Source organism: Liquorilactobacillus sicerae (assembly GCF_029916425.1).
Lineage (GTDB): Bacteria > Bacillota > Bacilli > Lactobacillales > Lactobacillaceae > Liquorilactobacillus > Liquorilactobacillus sicerae.
Window position 1 is genome coordinate 1 of sequence record NZ_JAHAVQ010000357.1, and the last position, 390, is coordinate 390.

The 390-nt window shown below is 42.8% G+C and carries 1 protein-coding gene; it reads right to left on the reverse strand.

Annotated features, from left to right (window positions below; translation table 11 throughout):
- Positions 1-390 (reverse strand): SH3-like domain-containing protein (locus KH893_RS12820; RefSeq protein ID WP_281166400.1); only part of this gene is annotated, 390 nt, incomplete at both ends.

Below are 390 nucleotides of genomic sequence, written 5' to 3' on the forward strand. Positions count from 1 at the left end.
CTACCATGACAGAAGCATAAAGGCCATTGGAATCAGCAACTTCGGCTGCCGCAGGAGCAATATTGTTTAACCAGTTTTTCTGTGCTGTTGTTAGGCCACTTGTACTTATATTCAAAACCTTTTGAGTTACACCCCTTGAATCGATCCAAAAAGTGGACGAACCGTCTTTTACCTGATAATAGGTGTAAATCAATCCGTTAGAACGTTTAGTAACGTCCGATTTGAGAATTGTGACCGAATCGCCATTATAAGTTGAGGCGCTACCATTGGCGACCATTGTCGCCGCGCTGGTATATGCCGGACCGCTTGTATAAATTCCATCGTTTCTTGAACCTTCATAAATCTGAGCAGTTTGATTCATTGCTGTAGATGAAGTAATCGTGGCATAGG